Annotated in this window: 16 protein-coding genes; 9 read left to right on the top strand and 7 right to left on the bottom strand. The window is 59.2% G+C overall.

All coding sequences use genetic code 11. The features are described 5' to 3' along the window. The first annotated feature begins 64 nt into the window (after positions 1-64). The 6 genes from proB (at position 65) to HZB23_06770 (ending at position 4,597) form a co-directional block, all read left to right on the top strand. Entirely contained in the window at positions 65-1,252 is a 1,188-nt protein-coding gene (proB, locus tag HZB23_06795) for a glutamate 5-kinase (protein MBI5844358.1), read from the top strand. After that, the gene (locus HZB23_06790) at positions 1,245-2,495 is read left to right on the top strand and encodes a glutamate-5-semialdehyde dehydrogenase (protein ID MBI5844357.1); all 1,251 of its coding nucleotides are present in this window, start codon (positions 1,245-1,247) and stop codon (positions 2,493-2,495) included. Before proB ends, HZB23_06790 begins: the two co-directional genes overlap by 8 nt. A gap of 29 nt (positions 2,496-2,524) precedes the next feature. Beyond that, on the top strand, positions 2,525-2,854 hold the full coding sequence (locus tag HZB23_06785) for a hypothetical protein (GenBank protein ID MBI5844356.1): 330 nt from the start codon (positions 2,525-2,527) through the stop codon (positions 2,852-2,854). Positions 2,855-2,916: 62 nt separating this feature from the next. Continuing rightward, complete coding sequence (locus HZB23_06780; protein MBI5844355.1) at positions 2,917-3,555, top strand: nicotinate-nucleotide adenylyltransferase; 639 nt, start codon at positions 2,917-2,919, stop codon at positions 3,553-3,555. A 68-nt stretch (positions 3,556-3,623) separates the two neighbouring features. After that, entirely contained in the window at positions 3,624-4,046 is a 423-nt protein-coding gene (gene rsfS / locus HZB23_06775; GenBank protein MBI5844354.1) for a ribosome silencing factor, read from the top strand. Continuing rightward, a complete protein-coding gene (locus HZB23_06770) occupies positions 4,046-4,597 on the top strand; it encodes a type I restriction enzyme HsdR N-terminal domain-containing protein (GenBank protein MBI5844353.1) in 552 nt (183 codons plus the stop codon). Before rsfS ends, HZB23_06770 begins: the two co-directional genes overlap by 1 nt. Before the next feature lie 201 nt (positions 4,598-4,798). On the opposite strand, the gene dctP is transcribed toward HZB23_06770, so the two are convergent. The 5 genes from dctP to HZB23_06745 all read right to left on the bottom strand — a co-directional run bounded on the left by dctP (position 4,799) and on the right by HZB23_06745 (position 11,580). Beyond that, a complete protein-coding gene (gene dctP / locus HZB23_06765; protein MBI5844352.1) occupies positions 4,799-5,848 on the bottom strand; it encodes a TRAP transporter substrate-binding protein DctP in 1,050 nt (349 codons plus the stop codon). Between the two features lie 202 nt (positions 5,849-6,050). After that, on the bottom strand, positions 6,051-7,550 hold the full coding sequence (locus tag HZB23_06760; GenBank protein ID MBI5844351.1) for an FAD-dependent oxidoreductase: 1,500 nt from the start codon (positions 7,548-7,550) through the stop codon (positions 6,051-6,053). Positions 7,551-7,846: 296 nt separating this feature from the next. After that, complete coding sequence (gene glmM, locus HZB23_06755; GenBank protein ID MBI5844350.1) at positions 7,847-9,187, bottom strand: phosphoglucosamine mutase; 1,341 nt, start codon at positions 9,185-9,187, stop codon at positions 7,847-7,849. Between the two features lie 60 nt (positions 9,188-9,247). After that, the gene (eboE, locus tag HZB23_06750) at positions 9,248-10,378 is read right to left on the bottom strand and encodes a metabolite traffic protein EboE (GenBank protein MBI5844349.1); all 1,131 of its coding nucleotides are present in this window, start codon (positions 10,376-10,378) and stop codon (positions 9,248-9,250) included. Then, positions 10,375-11,580, bottom strand: coding sequence for a 3-dehydroquinate synthase (locus HZB23_06745; protein ID MBI5844348.1), 1,206 nt, complete (start codon positions 11,578-11,580; stop codon positions 10,375-10,377). The genes eboE and HZB23_06745 overlap by 4 nt, the downstream gene beginning before the upstream one ends. Before the next feature lie 328 nt (positions 11,581-11,908). Between HZB23_06745 and HZB23_06740 the strand changes: the two genes are divergently transcribed. Both HZB23_06740 and HZB23_06735 read left to right on the top strand, forming a co-directional pair. Further along, positions 11,909-14,749: an FG-GAP repeat protein gene (locus tag HZB23_06740; protein ID MBI5844347.1), complete on the top strand. Its 2,841-nt coding sequence runs from the start codon at positions 11,909-11,911 to the stop codon at positions 14,747-14,749. Positions 14,750-15,275: 526 nt separating this feature from the next. Next, positions 15,276-17,117, top strand: coding sequence for an acyl-CoA dehydrogenase (locus tag HZB23_06735; protein MBI5844346.1), 1,842 nt, complete (start codon positions 15,276-15,278; stop codon positions 17,115-17,117). A gap of 88 nt (positions 17,118-17,205) precedes the next feature. On the opposite strand, the gene HZB23_06730 is transcribed toward HZB23_06735, so the two are convergent. Continuing rightward, entirely contained in the window at positions 17,206-17,958 is a 753-nt protein-coding gene (locus tag HZB23_06730; protein ID MBI5844345.1) for a DUF1003 domain-containing protein, read from the bottom strand. A 302-nt stretch (positions 17,959-18,260) separates the two neighbouring features. After that, positions 18,261-18,926, bottom strand: a complete 666-nt coding sequence (locus tag HZB23_06725; protein ID MBI5844344.1) for an adenylate kinase — start codon at positions 18,924-18,926, stop codon at positions 18,261-18,263. Positions 18,927-19,336: 410 nt separating this feature from the next. Here HZB23_06725 and HZB23_06720 point away from each other — a divergent pair, with 410 nt between their 5' ends. Beyond that, positions 19,337-20,068 (top strand): 4-vinyl reductase, encoded by a 732-nt coding sequence (locus HZB23_06720; protein MBI5844343.1) that lies wholly within the window; start codon positions 19,337-19,339, stop codon positions 20,066-20,068. Positions 20,069-20,073: the final 5 nt, after the last annotated feature.

Below are 20,073 nucleotides of genomic sequence, written 5' to 3'. Positions count from 1 at the left end.
AAAGGTTGGAAAGCAGAACCGCACCTTCTCGCACAAACATCGAACCGCATATCCGAATACTTCTATGCAAGGCAGGGATATCGAAACCAGGGGCGGACGCGGGGCCCTTCCGGCGGCCCGCCGGGTGGTGGTGAAGGTGGGGAGCGCCGTGCTCACCGCCGAAGACGGCCTGGACCTTGCCGCCATCGCCGAGCTTAGCCGCCAGATATCCTCGCTGTGGGACCAGGGCCGGGAGGTCATCCTGGTGTCCTCCGGGGCAGTGGCTGCGGGAATGCGCCGCATGGGCATAGCCAAAAAGCCCGCCGTGATGCGCGAAAAGCAGGCCGTGGCCGCAGTGGGCCAGGGGGCTTTAATCCGCAAGTACGAAAAGGCCTTCGAGGAGCACGGAAAAATCGTGGCCCAGGTGCTTCTTGCGGGTTACGACCTCTCGCGCCGGGTCAGCTATCTGAACGCCAGAAACACCCTTTCCACGCTTCTTGCCTGGAAGGTGACCCCCATCATCAACGAAAACGACACCGTAGCCACCGAAGAGCTGAAATTCGGCGACAACGACAACCTCTCCGCCATGATGGCGCACCTTCTGGACGCCGACGCCCTGGTGATTCTTACCGACATTGACGGCCTCTACACTTCAGACCCCCGCACGGACCCTTCGGCCCGGCTTGTGCCGGAGCTTTCCTGCACCGGGAAAAAGGGCCGGGATATAGTCTGCGCCGGTTCGGGAAGCGCCGTGGGCACGGGCGGAATGGCCAGCAAGGTGGCTGCTGCCAAAAAGGCCACGGACGCGGGCATTCCGGTTGCAATCACCAACGGCAAAAAGCCGGGAACGCTACTTAGCGTGCTTTCCGGGGAAAATTGCGGCACCTTTTTCCCCCCTTCGGAAAAACGCATGGCCCGCCGCCAGTGCTGGCTCGCCTGGGCCGCCCGGCCCAAGGGGGTTCTGGTTGTGGACGAAGGCGCGGAAAAAGCCCTGGTGACGGGCAAGAAAAGCCTGCTTCCGGTGGGAGTGAAAGAGGTTTCGGGCGTTTTTTCCGAAGGCTCGCCCGTGGCGGTCAAGGCCCGGAACGGGAAAATCATCGCCAAGGGGCTTTCCAGCTTTTCATCGGCGGACATCCTGCGCATCATGGGAAAGCCCTCGTCAATGATCGAAGAAATTCTGGGCGGACGCCAGCATGACGAGGTGGTCCACCGGGACAACCTGGTTCTGATCGACGAAGCAAAAGAAGCTGACAAGGATTCGACCAATGCGTGACTCCATCGAAAAAATGGCCAAGGCCGCGCGGGAAGCCTCCCGAAAAATGGCCGCCTGCCCCGGAACCGTCAAGAACGCGGTTTTGGGCTCGATCGCCAAAAAATTAAAAGCCCAGGCTGACAAGATCAAGGCCGAAAACGCCAAAGACGTTGCGGAAGCAAGGGAGCGCGGGCTTTCCTCAGCCATGATCGACCGCCTTACGGTAACCGACAAGGTGATAGCCGGGATGATCCAGGGCCTTTCCGAGGTCGCGGCCCTAGCCGATCCCATAGGAAGCCTCACCGAAACCGTGGTGCGCCCCAACGGCCTGGAAGTGGCCCGGATGCGCATTCCCTTGGGTGTGGTGTGCATGATCTACGAGTCCCGCCCCAACGTCACCGTGGATTCGGCGGGCCTGTGTCTGAAGGCCGGAAACGCCGTGATACTCCGGGGCGGCTCGGAGGCCATACGCTCCAACCGCATACTTGGCGACATAATCCGCGAAGCCCTTTCGGAAAACGGCCTGCCCGAAAACTGCGTTCAGGTGGTGCCGGTCACCGACCGGGAGGCGGTGAAGATTCTGCTTGCCTGCGAGGAAGAGATCGACCTCGTGATTCCCAGAGGCGGCGAGGGCCTTATACGCTTTGTCTGCGAGCATTCGCGGATTCCGGTTTTGAAGCACTACAAGGGCGTGTGCCACGTTTACGTTGACTCTGGCTGCGACCTCGCCATGGCCGAAAAAATCGTGATGAACGCCAAGGTCCAGAGGCCGGGGGTGTGCAATGCCCTGGAAACCCTTCTGGTCCACAAGGATGAGGCGGAACAATTCCTGGCCCTGGCGGGAAAAAGCCTCAAAGGCGCTGGCGTGGAAATAAGGGGCTGCCCCAAGACCTGCGCCGTTCTTCCCTGGGCCAAGGCGGCCGCTGAGACCGATTACGGCTTCGAGTTCCTTGACCTGATCCTGGCCGTGAAGGTGGTGGCGAACATGGACGAGGCCCTTGACCACATCGCCCGTTACGGCTCCCAGCATTCAGAGGCCATAGTGACCACAAGCCTTGAACGCGCCAAGCGTTTCGTGCGGGAGGCCGACGCAAGCATGGTGGCGGTGAACGCCTCCACCCGTTTCAACGACGGCGGCCAGCTTGGCCTTGGGGCGGAGATCGGAATCTCCACCTCCAAGCTCCACGCCTTCGGCCCAATGGGTGTTGACGAGCTGACGGCGAAAAAATTCGTGGTGATGGGGAGTGGGCAGGTGAGGTCCTGACGGTTAATGCAATGGAGAGATCGCCCTTCATGAACCTTATCATTCTGCGCAAAACCCTAGCGACCCTGGTGCTCTTAATAATTTTCTTTTTTAGTGGCCTTACCAGTTTCATCGCTATTATTGAGTTCCGCGATGCGCTTAGCATATCAAGGCCTTTTTTTATAGGTTTTGCGTTGGATTTCAATGCCATCACTTGTCTTATCTTCTTATATGCCGCTGTTAAGCGTAGGAAAAATCAGCAAGTTTTTGGCCTGTCCCTTCGCACTTTGCTTATCTTGGCGGCTGTTGGATATAGTGCAGCGCCTGTATTGTTTGCAGGTTTATTTATATATGTATGGTTGAGTGGCGGGTTCTATTGAATTACGGGTAGTGAAAAAAGCGGCCGGACCTTTTATGGCAGCCGGGTGAGGTTTTTTCAACAATGCCGCGCAAAAGGCTGGGCATATTCGGCGGGACCTTCGACCCCATCCACCTGGGGCATTTAAGGGCCGCTCTGGAGGCGCAGGAGGCGTTCGGGCTGGAAACGGTCCATTTCGTGCCTTCCTTCCGGGCTCCCCACAAGGCCACCGGAGGTATTGCCGCAAGCGCCGACCGCTTCGCCATGACGGCGCTTGCCGTGGAAAACACGCCCGGCTTCGTGGCCTCGGACGTGGAGACCAGTCGCCCGGTTCCGTCCTATACCATTGAAACGCTTTCCTTTTTCCGGGACAAATATCCCAACTGGGAGCGCTTTTTCCTGGTGGGGCTGGACGCCTTTCTGGAAATCCACACATGGAAGGAATACGAGAGCCTTTTTCCCCTTGCACGGTTCGTGGTGATGAACCGTCCGGGCTTTGCGGAACCGGGCCGAAGGGCGATGGAGGCGTATATTTCCGCCCGCCTTGCCCCGATCCTGGAAAAGGCTGGTGACAAAAGCCTGGGAATCGAGTATTTTGCTTGCACCAGCCTTGCCATCTCGTCTTCAGCCATACGCCGGGCCGTGGCCGGGAGGCGCAGCATACGTTTTCTGGTCACCGACGCCGTGTTTCACTACATTCAAGAAAAAGGTCTTTACCTGTGAGCAACATCAAAAGGGCTCAGAAGAAAATTGCCCTGGACGAAACGGGCATAGCCCCGTTCCTGGAGGCCATGGGCCTCCGCAAAGCCAAAAACGTCATGGCCCTTGATCTGCGGGGGATTTCCAGCGTTGCGGACTGGTTCATAGTGGCCTCGGCTCGCTCCACCCGCCAGGCGGACGCCATCGCCGACGCTGCGGAGAACTTCCTGGCCGCAAAAAAAATCAAGCCCATAGGCGTGGAGGGCAGGCCGGAAAACCAGTGGATTCTGCTGGATTACGGAGACGTGGTGATCCACGTGTTTTTCGAGGCGCAGAGGTTGCGCTTCGATCTTGAGGGCCTCTGGGCCGAGGCCCCACGTATCCACGTTCAGACGGCGAACGCCGAAGACGACGGGGAAGACGATTTCGGCGAGGATGAAGACGCCTCCGCCCCCATTGAAGATGATGAAACCGAAGATGACGACCGATTCTGGAAAGAGGAAAGGAACCGGTGATGACCTCCCCTGCTCACCCCAAAAGCCTTTTGGACTACGTGACGGGAAAGACCGTGCCCGATTCCGGGTGCGAACAAAACCGCCAGGCGGTGGAACGCTTTCTGGTGGATGAGCTCGGTTACGAAAAAAGCGACATACGAGTGGATTTCCCCCTGTCCTTTGAAATAGGTGAGGGCGTGATCTATCGCTCGGCGGTGGACCTTCTCGTTTTCGTGGAGGGCAGGCCCTTCATGACCGTGAAGACGGCGGCGGGGAGCATAGATTCCTGGGAGCGTATGGCCCTGGCCGCAGCCCGGATAATATCCGAAACTCCGGCTAGGCTTGCGGTATCGTCGGACGGCAAGGACGCCGTAATCCTCGATTCCGAAACCGGAAAGCGCTTCGGCAGGGGGCTTTCGGCCATCCCCCCCAAAAACGACGCATCCAGGCTTTTAAGCCCAACGCCGCCCATACCACGGGACCGCCTTTACCGGGAACGCCTGATCTTCCGCTCCTACGACAAGGACGTGGTGAACGCGGCCTATCTCAGGGGCGACCACCCCGCAACCTGATTCCAGCCACGTCATGGCCGCCGCGTATTGCTTTTTGCCATCATCTTGAAAAAGGCCGAATCCGAAGCCTGGATGCCAGTCTGAATATTGGCGATGAAATGCGAAGGTTGAGTGAAGCGGGCGGGAAGGAATAGTACTTGTCGTACATGACGACCCGCCCGCTTTGCTCTGACACAGCAGTTCGCGTTTTTAGACGGGCTTTCACGCCCCTTGGTGTTTTTTGCGATACTCCGCCAGATGGCGCAAAATTTCATCCAGGGTCTGCCGGGTGTAAATTTTCCCCGCAAGGGCGTCCCACGCAGGCCTGGTTTTTTTCCGCATGGCGTCCATGGTTTTTGCGTCCACCTGGGTCTTTCTCACTCCGTAGCGCACCAGGGCCGTCAGGGCCTTTTCGTTGTCCTTCCTCGTTGCCGCAAGAAACCTGTTGACCAGCCTGTCCCGGTCCACGTCCATGGGGGCCCTGTATTTTTCGGGCATCCTGGTCCAACTCTTGGCGGAAAACACCGCCAGGGCCGGGGAGTAGCGGATCTTTATCGGGTTCATGAACTTGATCTGGCTCTGCATCTGAAACCCGATTATGCCGAAGGCCGGGCAGATCAGGGCGTCCACCACCCCCTGCCGGACCGACGAGGCCGCCTCCGGCACGTTCACCGGGATGGGCGAGGCTCCAAGGGCTTCCAGGCATTTTTCCTCCACCGGGCCGTACCAGGTGAGGAACTTGGCCTGCCTGAAATGATCCGGGCTCGAAAAATCGTATTTGGTGGAGTAAAGCTGGTCAAAGTCCTGGTCAATCCAGAAAATCAGCTTGAAGCCCTGGGCGTTGGTGAGAAGGTCGAAGGACGCGAACATCTTCTCCCTTATGTAATCCACCTCCCCGTAGTTGTTGAAGAGGAAGGGAAGCGTAAGCACCGTCATGGCGGGGCAGATGGCCCCCACACCCTGGCCGGAGACTGCTGCGGTGTCGATCTGGCCTAAGCGCATCTTTTTGACGATGTCCTCGTCATCGCCCATCACCCCGCCCCAGAAGCACTTGAAGGCCACCTCGCCGTTGGTGGCCCTGTTGATTTCCGGGAGCATTATTTCCTCGTACTGCCTGGCCCAGCCCGTGCCCTTGGGGGCGATGGTGGCCATCTTGAAAACGTGCAGGGGCTTTTTTTCTGCGGCCCGTGAAACGGGCACCGCGAAACCCGAAAGCGCCAGCATCAGGACCATGGCCAGGGCCGCCACCCTTCCGATATACGTTGTTTTCATCTTCCCCCCGGAGAGTAAAGAATAGCAGTTTATCCTTAATGATAGCTTATCGTTACCAACTGTAAAAATGGCTATATGCAAATCCTGGATAAAAACGATGAAATGCAAGGAGCGCGAGAAGCCAATGAGCAAGCGTACCAAAGGTACGTGGCGGAATTGGCTTTGAATCGCGACACAGCAGTTCGCGTTTTTAGACAGGATTTCAGACCACGTAATCTTTGGGATCCGGTACAAGCCCTATGGGGCGAAGGCGCGGGGTGAGATGCTCCACAATTGCGGCGATTCCCTGGCTGGGCGAACGCTTCACGTAATAGGATGCGTCCCTTCCCATCTCGGCCAGTATGGCTTGGGCTGCCAGCCAGCCCGATCCGCAGGCGCTTTCCATGGATGCCGGAACATTGGTCTGAATCCAGTCTCCGGCAACCTTCAGGTTTAACACGTCGGTGTCGACCGCCGGACGAAGGCTCTCCACCCCCACGCCGGGGCAGTGGATGGCCATGGGGATGCGCACAACGAGGCTGTGGACCAGCTTCGCGCTGGCGGCTTCGGGCAGGAAATCCGAAAGCTCCCTCACCGTTCTTTCCACCACCTGGGCGTCTGTCATGTGGGAAAAACGGGCGCAGTAGATGCAGTTGGTGGTGATGAGGCTGGTGTCGGTTTTCCTGTTTCTGTAGATATTGGAATAATCGTAGAAATCGCAGTTCAGGTCGTTTTCGTCATACTTCCTGGCCCAGAACTGGCGGCTTGTGAGCTTGCGGTCAAACCACAGGTAGGTGGAGATGTAGGGCGAGGGCGCGAACTTGTGCGCGGTGCTGAAGGGCTTTTTGAACCTTTTCCAGGCTTCGGGCACTATGGCCCCAAGCTGGGTGGGCGGAAGGGCGGCCAGCACGTGCCCTGCAACTATTTCGGTTCCGTCTTTAAGTCTTACTCCGGTTGCCCTGTCGCCTTCACCGGTGATGCGGCTCACCTCAACCCCCGTGAGCACCCGGCCCCCGCCTTTTTCGATCAGGGCCTTCGCCTGCTCGGTGAACATGTCCCCAAGGCCCGAATCGCCGAAGCCCACGTCATATTGCTTGTGGCTTATCATGAGCTTGAAAAAGCGCATGATGGAGCCTGCCGAGCACTCCGAAAGGGGTACGTTCATGATGGCGAGACCCGTGAAGGCCCAGAAATTTTTTATGTAATCCTCGGTGACCCCAAGGCGGCGAAGGACGGTTAAGGCGTCCATGCGGTCCAGGGTTAAGACGTCCTCTTCGGAAAGCCCCATGCACATCAGGGCCGTCAGGCGGTTGGAGCGGATGTCCTTAAACGGGAAAAACTTCGGGTTTTCGATTATGGCCGGAACGTAATGGGTTGGCGGGGGGAGGGGCCTCATCCTGATCTCGGTGATTTTTTCGCCGTCCACTATGTCTATGAAACGGCCCTTCTGCCACACTATGCGGTCATCCGTTCCAAGCATTCCCAGGAATTTGCGCATGTTGGGATACTCGGAAAGAAAGATGTGCGGCCCCACGGTTACGGAGTCGCCCGTTACGGGGTCGATCCAGCTTCTGGCCCTGCCGCCCAGTATGGCGTCGCGCTCCAGGATCAGGGGCTTCAACCCGTTTTGGACAAGCCCAAGGCCCGCCGTGAGCCCGGAAAGCCCGCCGCCCACAATGACGACATCCGGTTGGAATCCCCCAAGATTTACCGCTTCGGACATGACTTACCCCCTTAAATCACGGTTGACGAAAAAGGCTTTCGGGATTTTTGGAAAATGGACCGGGATTAACACGGATGGACCAAGTATGCACCAAGCGCCCCATATTTGCAACCAGACGGAAAAAGGCCGGAAGCGGGCTGCCTGCTAATCGACGCCTAATTCTGGCCCGGACATATGAAGCCTGGATAAAAACGATGAACACGGCGCGCAAAAAGCCAATGAGTAAGCGTACTAAATGTACGTGACGGAATTGGCTTTGAAGCGCAACACAGCAGTTCGCGTTTTTAGACAGGCTGCTAATCGACGCCCAGCTCGGCCCGGACAGCCTCCGCTATCTCGTCGGCGGCCCTCTGGGTTTCGGCCTGGGTGGGGCCTTCCACCATCACCCGGAGCACCGGGCGGGTTCCCGAATAGCGCACCAGGACCCGGCCCGATGAGCCGAGGCGCGCCTCCACGGCGGCTATGGACGCCCGGACTCCGGTCAGGGACTCCAGGGGGACCTGGCTTTTTACCGGAACGTTGATCAGAATCTGGGGGAAAATCTCCAGAAAGGCGGAAAGCTCCGAAAGGGGCTTTTGGGCGTCCTTCACCGCCTCGCACAGGAAAAGGGCCGTGAGGATGCCGTCGCCCGTGGTGTGGCGGTCAAGGAAGATCATGTGGCCGGAGTCCTCGCCGCCAAGGCTTGCGCCGGTCTCCATCATGGACGAAAGCACGTAGCGGTCGCCCACGTCCGCCGTCACGTGGCGGATGCCCATTTTGGAAAGGGCCCGGCGAAGGCCCAGGTTGCTCATGACGGTGCTGACCACGGTATCGCCCGAAAGCCGCCCGGCCTTTCGCATGTGGCCGGCCAGGATGGCCAGCATCCCGTCGCCTGAAATCCGCCTGCCGGTCTCGTCCACGCAGATGCAGCGGTCCGCGTCGCCGTCAAAGGCGAAACCCGCGTGGGCGTGCTTTTTCCGCACCATATCCATTAGGACCTGGGGGTGCTGGCTTCCGCAGCCTTCATTTATATTTACGCCGTCCGGGCTGACCCCGATGGATATGACCTCGGCCCCAAGGCCTTCAAACACCATCCGGGCCACCTCAAAGGCCGCCCCGTGGCCGCAGTCCAGGACCACCCGGAAGCCCTTCAGGGAAAAGCCGCCCGGCATGAGCCCGGCCAGGAAGGACGCGTAGTGGTCGGCAGCGTCGGAGGCCCTGATCACCCTGCCGGTTTTCACCGGCGGATCGGACTTCTCCTCCATCAGGGCCTCCACCTGGTCCTCCACCTCGTCCGGGAGCTTCACGCCAGCTCCGTCGAAGAGCTTCACGCCGTTGTCCTGCCAGGGGTTGTGGGAGGCGGAGATCACGATTCCGCAAGACGCCCCAAGGTCCTTCACCGCAAAGGCGACTCCTGGGGTGGGCAGGACCCCAAGGATCACGGCGTCGAAGCCCGCCGAGGCCACGCCCGCCGCCGCCGCCGCTTCCAGCATCTCCCCCGAAAGCCTGGTGTCCCGGCCTATGACCACGGGCCTGCCCTCCTGCCCGAAATGCCGGGCCGCAGCCCGGCAGATTTTCACCACGGTCTCGCAGTCAAGGGGTGCTGCGTTGGCCCGGCCCCTTACGCCGTCGGTTCCGAACAGTCTTTTTTCCGCCATGATTTTTCCTTTGGAATCGTTTCCTGATTCAATGGATTTAGGCGAATTGAGGGACTTAAGTCAAGCGCCCGGAAGCCGGGAAAGCACCCACCCGTATTCTTTTGCGATGGAGGTGACCACCCCGCAGGCTTTAAGTTCCGGGGGAAGCACATCGAATGTGTAGGTTTCGATCTCGAAATGGCTCACCCCGCCTTGAAGGGCCAGGGCGAAGAATAGAGGAGAAAGGCCCTCCGCCGTGCTTGAAAAGCCGGGCATGGGAGGGGTGTGAAGGGGAACGTGGAAGTGGACCCGGCAGGTTCCTTTTCCGCCGTTGTAAGCGTCGAGGGCCTCCGGGAGGTCGTCCCATGCCCTGATGCAACCGTCTTCGCCTATTATCCGGGTCTGATGCAGATAGACCGGATCGGCGAATTTTTTCAGCGCGGCAAGGCCTTCCGGAAGCTCCGCCGAAAGGGCCGCCGAAACCTGCACCTTGAACACCGGAACGCCGTTTTTCAAAAGTGCGGCGAGGCTTTCCGAAGGCTCCTCGAAAACCGTGGCGGCGTGGCAGGCGTCCAGGCAAACGCCTATGCGCCCACGGGCCTCGTCGGGCAGGGTGTCGAAAAAATCTATGGTCTCACGGGTTGTTTCAAGAAGGCAGCCGGGCTCCGGCTCCAGGGCGAGATTCACCGTGCGGCCCGTGCGCTCAAAGATTTCGGCAAGGCCAAGGGCGGCCCGGCCAAGGTTGGCGCGTATTTCCTCCACGTCGCCAGGGCCTTTCAGCCAGGGCTTCCAGGAGCCGGGCACGGTGCTTACGGAGCCTGAAATTCCATCGGGAAGAAGGCCCGCAAGGATTTCGGCAAGCGAGAGGGTATAGGAAAGGCGATCCGCATCCCTCCAGTCGGGCGCGTAAACCCGCTCCTTTACCGGGGTCGCGTGAAAATTACCGTAGGGGAACCCGTTGATGGTGAAGACGTAGCAGTCGCGGCTTCTGAGGAAGTCCCTGAAAGCCGCAAGGTTTCCGGGCCGGATGAGCGTGTCTGCGGCCTTTTTCGAGAGCCTCAAGCCCAGTCCGAAGGGGCTAAAGGGCGAGACCCTCTCCCGAACAGCCAAGGCGTGGGTGCTTATGGCCGAAAATGCCTCGTCCCAGGTTTCCGCCGGGTGAACGTTTTGGCAGTAGCAAAGAAGGGTGTCTGGATATCCCGGTATTTTCAAGGGGCCGCCAGTTTTTTGAGATGCATCACGCTCTGCTCTATCACGGCCTCGTTCATGGCGTGCACCTCGATTTTTTTTCCGAGGCCGTCAGGAAGGGTAACCGTAAGCTCGCCTCCAAGATGCTCCCGAAAATCCGTCAGGCCCTTTAAAACCGCCAGCTTGCCTTCCGGGGTACGGGCTTCAAGAAGCGTGGAGAAAACCGGCAGCCCGGCGCGGGAAAGGGCCGCCAGCACTTTTTTCAGCTCCGCGTGGGAGAGAAGGCCCTCCTGCTCGGCGTAAACGCAGTCCAGGGCGATTCCCACCGAAACCGCCTGTCCGTGGCCCATTTCGTAGTTGGAGAGGACCTCCAGCCGATGGGCGCTCCAGTGGCCGAAATCAAGGGGCCGGGCGCAACCGAACTCGAAGGGGTCGCCGGAGGTGGCGATATGGTCCAGATGCGACTTGGCGGCCTTTTTCACGAGATGCTCCATGGCGTTAAGATCGCGCCCGGCAAGCAGTTCCGCGTTTCTGGCGAGCCAGTTGAAAAAGGCCCTGTCCTTTATTATGGCCACCTTGAAGGCCTCCGCCGCCCCGCCTATCCAGTGGTCCTGGGGCAGGGTCGTGAGAAGGCGCGAGTCGTTCACCACGGCAAAGGGCGGGGCGAAGGAGCCCAGGAAATTTTTCGCCCCGTAGGCGTTGATTCCGTTTTTGACGCCAACCCCTGCGTCACACTGGGAAAGCACCGTTGAGGGAAAACGGATGAGCCGAAGCCCCCGGTGAACCAGACTGGCGGCCATGCCCACCACGTCCAGCACGCTTCCGCCCCCCACCGCAACCACGAAGCTATGGCGGCAAAGGCGGGCGCGGGCCATGGCGTCGAGTGCCGCCATCAGGGGCTCCGCGCTCATCTTGGCCGCCTCGCCCCCGGGCACCGCCTGCACGGGACCGGCCAGGGCCAGGGCTTCCGGGTGCGCCCTTGCGTAGTCTTCAAGCTGCCCTGCCAGATCTGGAAAGGCTTCGTGAACCCCAGAATCCAGGAAAAAAAGGACCCTGAAAGGGCCGGATTCGCCCGTTGAAAGCGCGAGCGAGGCTATGAGCTTGTTATCCTTGGAAAAGGCGTCCCTTACGAAATGCACCGGGTATGAATAGGAAACCGTTATCCGCTCAATTTGACGGGACGCCCGAAAGCCGTTCGTCGGGCCTTGGGGACTGGGCTTAGGCATGAAGATAGCCCTTTCCGGGGTTGTAATTCATGGCAAGTCAAATTCTTACCGCATTTTCAATATGAATACCTAAAAGAAAATGAGATTCGAGTCAACCATGAGGATGAGTGCGGGATGGGGCGCGCGCCGTTGGAAAAAATAAACGGCACGATTATTGCTTATCTTGAATAGTAAGGATACGGTATGATATTTAAACAATGGGGTGTCAGGAGTAAAAATTCTGTCGGGCGCTTAAGGCGTCGGGCAGGCATCCTCAAACCCAACCCTCCGGCCTATCATCCGAAAGGCCAAGCCCATCCAAGAAAGACTCTTATGCAGGAGTATGGCCATGACAGGTAAATCCATCAGGAAAATCGCAGTCAGGAAATTCATGCCCGCCCTTATGCTGGCGGTACTTGTTCTGGCCTTTTCCGCCGCTCCAGCGCCTGCCGCAGTCCTTTATAACAGCTTCGACGCGGGCGACACCTTCAGCGCCGATTCCGGCCTGGGCTTCGGGTGCTTTTACATGTTTTTGAGCTGCATGTTCAGGACCGAGCGGGCCATGAGCTTCACCCTTCCGGCAGGCACCGATTATTACCTGGACAGCATAGAAGTTCCCGTGGTTTTTCTGCAATCCCACGACGCCATTCCCGCCAAGACCTTCAATATAATGATTGCCACCGATAACGCGGGGCAGCCCGGAAACGTGCTGGAAATCCAGGCTGCGGTGGCCCCCGACGCTGCGGCCAAGGTGACCGTTAATTTCGGCGGGACAACGGTTCTTACCGGCGGCTCCACCTACTGGGTCTGGCTTTCGGGACCTCCCGACCACACCGACCTTTTCAACTGGCGGAACACCACGGCGGCCCTTACCGGAGACATGGCCCAAAGCCTTGATTTCGGCCAGACCTGGACCGTCACGCCCAACACGACCTACGCGGCCTTCCGGGTGAACGGAACAGCCACCCCGCCCGCCCTGCCCGCCACCGTGGACATGGCCAACGCGGCTGAAGACCTCCTCATTTACGGCGGAACCGCAGGCGACGGACTGCCCGCCGGGGAGCCTTCGGTTGCCGTGGGCGACGTGAACCGCGACGGCGTCGTGGACGTGATCGTGGGAGCACCGGCGGCCCAGGGCGGCAAGGGCGAAGTTTACGTGTTCTTCGGGGACGCGCCCCTTGCCGGAACCCGCGACGTGGCCGGAACCAGCGGAACCATTCCGGGCATGACCATCACCGGAGCCGAGGCAGGTGACGCCTTAGGCTCCGCCGTGGCGGTGGCCGACATTACCGGCGACGGAATAGGCGATCTGGTCCTGGGCGCTCCGGGGGCCGACGGCCCGGCCAACGGCAGGGCCGGGGCGGGCGAGGTCTATCTCATAGCAGGGGCTGCAAGCCTTCCCGTAACACTCACCATCGTATCGGGAACCGGGTTCGTGCCGGTATACGGTGCCACTGCGGGCGACGCCGTGGGAGGCGCGATACTTTTGGGGGACATCACTGGAGACGGCAGGGCCGACGTGGTCCTGGGCTCCCCTGACGCAGACGGGGCGGGCGACCTTCTGGCGGGCGCGGGCGAGGCTTACGTAATCAACGGGGCCGCCACCCTGCCCACGTCCGTGGACCTCGACACCACCCAGCCCGGAACACACCAGAACGTGACGGTTTACGGCGGTGGAGCGGGCGAGAACCTCACCATAGACAGGGCCATGATCCTGGGCGATATGAACGAGGACGGGGTGAGGGACCTCATCCTTGGAACCAAAAACGCGGGTAACGGCGAGGCTTACATCATTTACGGTTCCGGGGCCATGAGCGCCACCTACGACATAGGAACAGGAGCCGAGGACGTCACCATTCTTGGGGCAACCGCAGGCGACGCCCTCACCTCCGGCGGGGCAATGGCCGTGGGCGACGTGAACGGCGACGGCACCGACGACCTGGTGCTGGGAGCGCCGGGGGCCGACGCATCGGGCGACGCCAAGGCCGGGGCGGGTGAGGCATACGTCATATACGGATCAGCCGCCCTGGGGGCCACCATAGATTTCTCCACCAGCGGCGAAGACCTCACCATCTACGGGGCCGACGCAGGCGACGCCCTCACCAAGGAAGGTGCTTTGAAGGTGGGCGACGTCACCGGTGACGGCATCGACGACATCGTGCTGGGAGCCATGGACGCGGCAAGCGCGGGCAACGCAAGGGCCAACGCGGGCGAGGCATACCTTGTAAAGGGCAACGCCGGGTTCGGGGCCACCCTTGATCTTGCCGCCAGCGCAGACACCATATTCTACGGGGCTGACGGGGGCGACGCCCTGACGGCGGGCGGCGGAATAATGCTTGCCGACGTCAACGGCGACGGCAACGCGGACGTGGTGCTCGGCGGGCCGGGTGCGGACGGGCCGTCCAACCTTCGCGCCGACGCGGGCGAAGCCTACGTGGTTTACGGCTCCAACGCCCTTGCCGCCTCCATAGACTTCAACGGCAGCGGCGAGGATGTCACCATTTACGGGGCCACGGCGGGCGACGCCATGACTGCCTCAGGCGCGATGGCTTTTGGCGACGTTAACGAAAACGGCGCGGACGACCTCATATTCGGCGCAGCCCTGGCCGACGGGCCAGCCGAGGGCCGTGCGGCTGCGGGCGAGGTCTACGTGGTGTGCGAGGGCGTGCTTCCGGCCTCCGACACGGTCAAGCGCACCAGCCACAGCGGAAACCCCGCACCCAAGAGCTTCGGAACAACCGGCGTCACCATGGACTTTTCAAGCGGCACCAACGACAGCACCACCACGGTGGTCCTCACCCGGAGCGACGCCGGGGTGAACATGATACTCGCCCGCACCGCCAACATGCAGTGGCAGATCACCTCGGACCGGGCCGCCTTCGCCACGTCCATCACCTTCCATTACCAGGATTCCCAGGTGGCGGGACTGAACGAAAAATACCTCGACATCTATGCTTCGCCAACCCTTGGGGGAACCTACACCCTGCTTACCACCACCCATAACCGCTTCCTCAACACCGCAACGGTTACGGGGGTGACGGGCTTCTCCTTCTTCGTGCTTTACGAGAGCGACCCCGACCCGGTATGCTTTATCGGATCGGTTGCGGATGAAGGCTCGGCTGGCCGCATGGTGCTGGAAGCGGCCTCGTCCCTTGCCCGCAAGGTAAAGGAGTACGTGGCGAAGCTCTGATCCGGGCTTGATGTGAAGCCTGTTGAAAAAGGCTTGATGCGAAGCCTGGATAAAAACGATGAAATGCAAGGAAGGCGAACGGCGCGGGAGCAAGCGTACTTTTCGTACGTGGCGGACCGCGCCGTGAAGCCTGACGCAGCAGTTCGCGTTTTTAGACAGGCTGGTAATTGAAGCGTTCTCCACTTTGTCCCCCCGTCCGCACTGCCGGACGGGGGGACTTTTTTTTGCGATTTTTTACCCACCCGAATTATTTTAATGCATAAATTCCCCTTCGGCGGCCCGGATCAACGCCCTGCCCCAATGCCACTATTACTGAGGGTTTACAGCATATTATATACGCTTGAGAAAAAATTTGAGGCTGCGGCTTCATGCAAAATTTTATTCCGGGCGCACACTTTTTTCAGCAAGCCTTTTTTTTCATTGACACTGACTGAATGTTCATTCATTTCTAATATCTGATGGTCCCGACCACCCTTTTCGAAAAGGGTGAAAAACAATACTACAAAGGCATGAAAGGAAGCACATCATGGCGCAGTTAATTGCCGACCGCAGGGACGTGGACTTCGTCCTTTTCGAGCAGATGAACGCGGAGGAGCTTTCCAAGACCGCATTTTACAAGGAGTTCAACAAGAAGGCCATCGACCTCATCGTCAACGAGGCCCGGAGCCTTGCCATCAAGGAAATCCTTCCCACCCAGGCCATAGGCGACTCCGAAGGCGCAAAATGGGACAACGGCAAGGTCACGGTGCCCGAAAGTTTTCACCGGGCCTACCAGAAGTACTGCGAAGGCGAGTGGATCGCCATGGCCGAGGACCCGGAAGTGGGCGGCCAGGGAATGCCCATCATGGTGACCCAGGCTGCGGCTGAGTATTTTGTCGGCGCGAACTGCGCCTTCATGATGTATCCCGGCCTCACCCACGGCGCGGCCCACCTTGTGGAGGTGTACGGCACCGAGAAGCAGAAGAAGCTCTACATGAAGAAGATGTATTCCGGAGAATGGGGGGGCACCATGCTCCTCACCGAGCCCGGAGCCGGAAGCGACGTGGGGGCCCTCGAAACAACCGCCACCAGGAACCCCGACGGAACCTTCTCCATCAAGGGCAACAAGATTTTCATCTCCGGCGGCGACCACGACCTTTGCGACAACATCGTTCACCCGGTCCTGGCCCGCATTGAGGGCGCTCCGGCTGGCACCAAGGGCATCTCGCTCTTTGCCGTCCCCAAAATCTGGGTGAACGACGACGGCTCCCTGGGCGAGCCCAACGACGTGATCTGCGACCGCATCGAGGAAAAAATGGGCATCCACGGCAACGCCACCTGCTCGCTGATCCTGGGCGGCAAGGGCAAGTGCCGGGGCACCCTTCTGGGCGAAGAGAACAAGGGCATGAAGGTCATGTTCCAGATGATGAACGAGGCCCGCCTGGGCGTCGGCATCCAGGGCTACACCTTCGCCACCTGCGCCTACATGTACGCGCTTAACTACGCCCGCCAGCGCAAGCAGGGGAAAAGCCTTCTGGATTTCATGAACCCCGATGCGCCCCAGGTCACCATCAACGTGCATCCCGACGTCCGCAGAATGCTGATATGGATGAAGGCCCACGTGGACGGAATGCGCTCCTTCATCTATTTCATCGGCAAGTGCTTCGACACCATGCGCTCCTCCAAGGACGAGGCTGCCAAGGAAGCCGCCAACGGCATGATTGAGGTCCTGACCCCCATCGTCAAGGCGTACTGCACCGACAAGTCCTTCGAGGTCTGCACCTACGCTGTCCAGACCTACGGCGGCTACGGCTACTGCAAGGAATACCCGGTGGAGCAGCTTCTGCGCGACTGCAAGATAACATCCATCTACGAGGGCACCAACGGCATCCAGAGCATGGACCTTCTGGGCCGCAAGCTGGGCATGAAGGGCGGCAAGCCTTTCATGGACCTGATCGCCGCCATCCAGAAGCAGGTGGCCGAGGCCAAGGCCATTCCCGGCCTGGAAGACTTGGCCGCCAAGGTCGAGGAAGCCGCCAATAAGCTCGCCGAAATCGCCATGCTCATGGGCGCCACCGCAATGAGCGCCAAGGTGGGAACGGCCTTCGCATACTCCTACAACTTCCTGGATGTCACCGGCGACACCATCATGGCCTGGATGCACCTGTGGCGCGCCGCCATCGCCAAGCCCAAGCTGGAGGCCCTCACCGGCGGCGACGCGGCCAAGATCGCATCCAACCGCGACGCGGCCTACTACGACGGCCTTGTGAAGACCGCCGAGTATTTCGTGAACGCCATCCTTCCCGTCACCAAGGGCAAGATGGAAGCCATCAAAAACATGAACTCCGCCCCCATGGACATCACGGACGACGGGTTCTCCGGTAAGTAGCTCCCGGCAGTAAGCTGAAATAAAAAAAGGCTCCTTTCCGCTTATCAGGTGGAAGGGAGCCTTTTTTTATTCAATCGATTTCGGGCCGTTATGCGCCCGGCTTTTTGGAATTCGGCGCGGGAGGGGCGTTTTCCCTGAAAACGGCCACCGCCGCCCGGACCTCTTCCATGAGGTCCATCTGGAGGGTTTGAAGCTCCAGAAGCCTGTCCCACTGGCTTGACATAAGGTGGTCCAGCTTTTGCTGGATGTTTCGTATTTCAAGCTCGGCCTTCAGATTGATCTGATAATCGTGCATGGAGCTTTCCCTGTCCCGCGCCTCCTGCCGTTTCTGGCTCATCATTATTACCGGGGCCTGGATTGCGGCTATGCACGAAAGCATCAGATTCAAAAATATGAACGGATACGGGTCAAAGGGCTTTGATAAAAGGATATGGGTGTTTATGCCCATCCAGGAAAAGAGGATTACCCCAAAAATGGAAATAAAACCCCAACTTCCCCCGAATTCGGCAATTTTATCCGCCATTTTCTGGCCCAGGGTAAGGTGTTCGACCAGGTCCTTTATCGGATCATGGGCAAAAATCTCCCCTTCCTTCAAACTCTTTATAACTTCGTTTTCAAGGTCGGTAAGCTGGCCTTTTTCGGTCCTTATGAGCTCCTCCACGAATTTCCCGCGATAGGCTTTGTAATCGATTGCGCATATCCATCCCTTGTCGTCGAAGTCGCCGTGATCCCGCCTTATTATCTTGGCCAGGGCTGGCCGGACCAGAATCGCAGGCTTCAATTCATCATGCGACCCGCAGATCTGGCAAAGCGCGGCTTTTTCGCTTTTGGAATGGCTCATACTTAATCCCCCCTGGCAAAAAAAATGATGAACGGATACCGGCGAGCAAAACTGATGGAGGATGTCGGAAAGGACTATGTGCCCTAAAAGCGCTGGGATCGAAAAGAATTGGCAAAAACCGCGAAGGAGGCCCGGAGCATGGACTGGAAGGCTGCAAATCCGTTACTTGTCGCCACGGATAAGGCTGATCAAAAACGATGAAGAGCAAGGAAGGCTGGCTTGGGCGGGGAGGCCGTGTACTAAATGTACATAACGAGCCGACCAAGCCAGCCTGACACAGCTATTCGCGTTTTTGGACAGCCTTACAACTTGGTGACCAGTTCCGCTGCGACTTCCTTCACTCCGGGGCTTCCGTCCAGTGTGATGTAGCGGGGGCCGTTCGCCTTGTCGCGGAAATAGTAGGCCGAGGCCAGGGTGCCGGTATTGGTGTCGTAATAGATGTCGTGGCGCTTGCTGATGGCGGCCTCGTCCTGGTCGTCTGCGCGGGTTTTGAGGTCGCCTCCGCACACCCGGCACTTGTCGCCGTTGGGCTTGATGGCGTCGATGAAGATGTTGTTGGGGTGGTTGTTGTCGTTGACGCAAAGACGCCTGCCCATGATGCGGTTTTTGGCGGTTTCGCGGTCAAGAAGGATTTCGATGACGATATCGAGGCCCATGTTGGCCTTCTGAAGGGCCTCGTCCAGCATCTTGGCCTGGTTCACGTTGCGGGGAAAGCCGTCCAGGAGCCAGCCCTTCTTGCAGTCATCCTGGCCAAGGCGGGCAAGGATCATGGGAATGGTGATGTCGTCGGGAACGAGGTCGCCCTTGTCGATGAAGGCCTTGGCCTTCATGCCAAGCTCGGTGCCCTTGCCGATGGCCTCGCGGAAAATTGCGCCCGATTCGACGTGGGGCAGCTTGTACTTTTCCTTTACGATTGCGCCCTGGGTGCCCTTGCCGCTGCCGTTCGGTCCGAAAAAAAGAACCCGCATGATGTTGACTCTCCTTGTGGTTGATTTTAGCCCAAAAAATCGGGTCAGGTTAGGGAAGCGCCCGAAACCGTCGGTGCGCTTCGGCTTCAACGTGGGTCCGGGTTGCCGCTTTTTCGCAGCACCCTTGGAAATTTCCCAAGTATTTCAATTACCGGCCTTTTGGCCGATTTATTCCATCGAACGGGGTTCTATGCGAAGGACAGAGGCTTGTCAAGCGGGACGGGCCATTTTAGGGGGCTTTCGGGCAATGGAGGGCGGCTGTCCGGGAACCGGCCATCTTGCAAATCCGGCAATAGTGCGGTATGCCCCAATCAATCCAAACACCTTTTCAGGGCGCGCCCGCAACCGGGCGAATGGCGCGCCGGAATTCGAATCGTTTGAGACTTTTCAATTTTTGCGGGGGAAGAGACATGGCGGAATCGGGCAATATCCAGATGGCGGTTCTGGGCGGGATAATGAAGACCCTTGAAAAGCACCCTTTCCTGGTTCGGCGGCTTCTGCGGCCCCTGGCCAACGCACCGGTGCTTGGCCGGAGGCTTCCGGTCTTCGCCAGGGCCTACATGGGGGCCACGGCCTTCGAGATTCACGACGTGGACATGGAAAAGGGCCGCATAGGCATCGGCGGGGTCGAGGAGATAATGGCGGGCTCGAAAATTATCGAGCTTCTGCACGCTACCCTTGGCGAGTACGTGTCCGAGAAGGAAAAAAACGAGGCCCTCTACCGCATGGGCCAAAAACTCTGCACCTGGGAGGTCGGGCAGGCCCTGGAACACGGCAGGTGGGCGCCTTCCAGCTTAACGCCGCTCATAATGAACAGCAAAATCCTGGACCAGGTTCAGACCGACCCGGTTGTGGCGGATTTTTTCGGCCAGATCGTAAAGACCATGTCGAGGCTCATTACTGACGAGGGCGGCTGGGGGCACCTGGATTTCGATTTTTCATCCATGCCCTTGAAAGTCAGCCTTAAAAACTCCCAGGAAGCCCGCTGGCTGGGGCCGTCCAAAACGCCTGTCTGCCATTTTTACGCGGGTATCGTGGCCGGTTACGCGAGCACCATTTCAAACGAGCCGATGAAGGCCAGGGAAACGGCCTGCAAGGCCATGGGAGCGCCTTGTTGCGTGTTTACGGTGGAGAGGGTTTAGCAGCC

It is taken from the genome of Deltaproteobacteria bacterium, assembly GCA_016235345.1.
GTDB lineage: Bacteria > Desulfobacterota > Desulfobacteria > Desulfobacterales > Desulfatibacillaceae > JACRLG01.
This window is presented reverse-complemented; position numbering and strand designations above follow the sequence as displayed.